The sequence below is a fragment of the Streptomyces sp. G-G2 genome, from assembly GCF_030063135.1.
Lineage (GTDB): Bacteria > Actinomycetota > Actinomycetes > Streptomycetales > Streptomycetaceae > Streptomyces.
The window spans coordinates 1-3,465 of the sequence record NZ_JASISO010000071.1 but is presented as its reverse complement, the minus strand read 5'-3'; the positions used below and the strand labels follow the sequence as shown (position 1 = coordinate 3,465).

The following is a 3,465-nucleotide window of genomic DNA, read 5'->3' as shown; positions in this document are numbered from 1 at the left end:
CCGATGGCGGCAGGCCGCGGGGCCGGCCCCCCGCGGGGGGTTCCGGGCCCGGCGGATCGGGATCAGTGTCCGGCGCCGTCCAGGACGCCCGCCCACTCCTCCAGCAGTGCCTGCGCCGACGCGTCGTCGGGGCCTTCGGCCCACAGGTGCGTCACGGCCTCCGCCGGGTCCGGCAGTACGAGCGCCCAGCGCCCGTCCGCCTCGACGACGCGCACGCCGTCGGTCGTGTCCACCTGGCGGTCCCCGGCGGCTTCCACCACCCGCCGCATGACCAGGCCCTTGACGGCCCACGGGGTCGGCACGTCCCGCTTGAGGACGTGCGCCCGCGGGATCCGGGCGTCGATCTGGCTCAGCGTGAGCTGGGTCCGGGCGACCAGCCCGATCAGCTGGACGAAGGCCGCCGACCCGTCGAAGACGCTGCTGAACTCCGGAACGATGTATCCGCCCCGGCCGTCCCCTCCGAAGATGGTCGTTTCGGCCCGGCCCACCCGGGTCAGATCGTCCGGCGAGGTCGTCGTCCACTCCACCTGGGTGCCGTGGTACGCCGCCACCTGCTCGGCGATCCGCGTGGTGGTCACCGGCAGTGCCACCCGCCCGCTGCGCCGCTCCGCGGCGACGAGGTCGAGCAGCACGAGCAGCGCCCGGTCGTCCTCGATGATCCGGCCCCGCTCGTCCACGAGCGAGATCCGCTCGCCGACGGGGTCGAAACGCACCCCGAAGGCGGCCCGGGACGAGGCGACGATCTCCCCGAGCCGCACCAGCCCGGCCCGGCGGGATTCCGTGGTCTCCGTCGGCCGGGACTCGTTCAGCCCGGGGTTGACGGTCAGCGCGTCCACGCCGAGGCGGCCCAGCAGGCTGGGCAGCACCAGTCCGGCACTGCCGTTCGCGGCGTCCACGACCACCTTCAGCCCGGAGTCCGCGACTCCGGAGGTGTCCACATGCCGCAGCAGCGAGCCGGTGTAGGAGTCGAACACGCTCGACGGGAACTGCAGGTCACCGATCTCGCCGGGGAACGCGCGCCGGTACTCCTGGCGGGCGTACACCCGGTCGAGCTTGCGCTGCTGCCCCTGTGTGAGGTCGGCGCCCCGCTCGTCGAAGAAGATGATGTCCACGGAGTCCGGGACGCCGGGCGAGGTCCTCAGCATGATCCCGCCCGCACTGCCGCGCGCGGTCTGCTGCCGCGCTACCGGCAGCGGTACGTTCTCCAGGTCGCGTACGTCGATGGCGCTGGCCTGCAGCGCCGAGATCATCGCGCGCTTCAGCGCACGCGCGCCTCGGGAGTGGTCACGGGCGGTGGTGACCATCGCCCCCTTCTTGAGGGTGGTCGCATAGGCACCGGCGAGCCGAACGCACAGCTCGGGGGTGATCTCCACGTTCAGGATGCCGGAGACCCCGCGCGCCCCGAAGAGGTGCGCCTGGCCCCGCGACTCCCAGATGACCGACGTGTTGACGAAGGCGCCCGCCTCGATGGTCTTGAACGGGTAGACCCGCACGTTGCCCTGGACAATCGATTCCTCACCGATCAGGCACTCGTCACCGATGACGGCGCCGTCCTCGATCCGGGCGGCCCGCATGATGTCCGTGTTCTTGCCGATCACACAGCCGCGGAGATTGCTGTGCGGACCGATGTAGACGTTGTCGTGGATGACGGCCTTGTGCAGGAAGGCTCCGGTCTTGACGACCACGTTCGAGCCGATCACCGTGTGTTCACGGATCTCGACGCCGGCCTCGACCTTGGCGTAATCGCCGATGTAGAGGGGCCCGCGCAGCACCGCGTCCGGGTGCACCTCGGCACCTTCTGCGATCCACACCCCGGGAGAGATCTCAAAGCCGTCCATGTCGACCTGGACCTTGCCCTCGAGCACGTCGGCCTGGGCCTTCACGTAACTCTCGTGGGTGCCGACGTCCTCCCAGTAGCCCTCGGCGATGTAGCCGTAGATGGGCTTGCCCTCCTTCATCAGCTGAGGGAAGACGTCACCGGACCAGTCGACCGGAACATCCGGGTCCACGTAGTTGAAGACCTCGGGTTCCATCACGTAGATGCCCGTGTTGACGGTGTCCGAGAACACCTGTCCCCAGGTCGGCTTCTCCAGGAAGCGTTCGACCTTCCCTTCCTCGTCCACGATGGTGATGCCGAATTCCAGTGGGTTCGGCACCCGGGTCAGGCACACCGTGACCAGTGCGCCCTTCTCCTTGTGGAAGTTGATGAGATCAGTGAGGTTGAAGTCGGTGAGTGCGTCGCCGGAGATCACCACGAAGGCGTCGTCCTTGAGGGCTTCCTCCGCGTTCTTCACACTGCCGGCGGTCCCGAGTGGCTTCTCCTCGTTGGCATAGGTCAGCTCCATGCCCAGTTCCTCGCCGTCACCGAAGTAGTTCTTGACGAGTGACGCCAAGAACTGCACGGTGACCACGGTCTCGCTGAGACCATGCCGCTTGAGCAGCCTCAGCACGTGCTCCATGATTGGCCGGTTGACCACCGGCAGGAGCGGCTTGGGCATGCTCGAGGTCATGGGGCGAAGTCTCGTACCTTCGCCACCAGCCATCACGACGGCCTTCATGTCGGAAGAGTCCTCCTTGAGAGACGGCGATTCACGCCGACCTCGCCCGTCTCGGACGGTGGCTACGCAACTCTTCCGCGTGACTACTCCGGCGAGCCGAACTCAGTCGGCCGTGGCGTCCGCCTTCACAAGACGGCGGACTTGCACCACGTACAAGACTCCTGCCCACCAATAGAGGGTTGTACCCCAAACTGCGAACGCCCATCCGAAAACTGAACCCAACCAGGGCAGCCAGCCGGTCCCGTCGCTGAGCAGCAGCAAGGGGAAGGCGTACATCAAGTTGAAGGTGGCGGCCTTGCCGAGGAAGTTCACCTGGGGCGGCGGATAGCCGTGGCGGCGCAGGATCCACACCATGACCAGCAGCATCAGCTCGCGGGCCAGCAGGGCGCCGGTCAGCCACCACGGCAGGATCTCGCGCCAGGTGAGCCCGACGAGCGTGGACAGGATGTACAGCCGGTCCGCGGCCGGGTCCAGCAGTCGGCCGAGACTGCTGATCTGGTTCCAGCGCCGCGCGAGTTTCCCGTCCAGGTAATCGCTGATGCCACTGAACATCAGCACCACCAGCGCCCAGACATCGGCCTTGGGGCCACCGAACACCGGCATCAGAATGAGCCAGAGGAACACGGGTACGCCGACGAGGCGAGCCATGCTCAGAATGTTCGGGATGGTGAGGATTCGGTCCGTCTGAACCCGAGTCTCCTGGACCTCCACCCGAGGGCCTCCATGTGAAACGTACGAACGATGCTTCCTGACCCTACAGGAGAACAACCTGCCCCTCCTGGCCCGGAACGCAGAAAAGCCCCGCACCATAAGGTGCGGGGCTTTCCCGGAAAAATTGTTCGGCGGCGTCCTACTCTCCCACAGGGTCCCCCCTGCAGTACCATCGGCGCTGAAAGGCTTAGCTTCC

The 3,465-nt window shown here is 67.2% G+C and carries 2 protein-coding genes and 1 rRNA gene; all 3 read right to left on the bottom strand.

The window, feature by feature from the left end:
- Positions 1 to 62: 62 nt before the first annotated feature.
- On the bottom strand, positions 63 to 2,558 hold the full coding sequence (locus QMF80_RS35245; RefSeq protein WP_283461032.1) for a mannose-1-phosphate guanyltransferase: 2,496 nt from the start codon (positions 2,556 to 2,558) through the stop codon (positions 63 to 65).
- 102 nt (positions 2,559 to 2,660) lie between these two features.
- A complete protein-coding gene (gene clsA, locus QMF80_RS35240; RefSeq protein ID WP_283461030.1) occupies positions 2,661 to 3,269 on the bottom strand; it encodes a cardiolipin synthase ClsA in 609 nt (202 codons plus the stop codon).
- Between the two features lie 126 nt (positions 3,270 to 3,395).
- Positions 3,396 to 3,465, bottom strand: a 5S ribosomal RNA gene (gene rrf / locus QMF80_RS38485); the annotation flags it as partial.

Bases quoted from the DNA above. Each gene is read 5' to 3' on its own strand.
- QMF80_RS35245 (WP_283461032.1), bottom strand. From the start codon at position 2,558: ATGAAGGCCGTCGTGATGGCTGGTGGCGAAGGTACGAGACTTCGCCCC.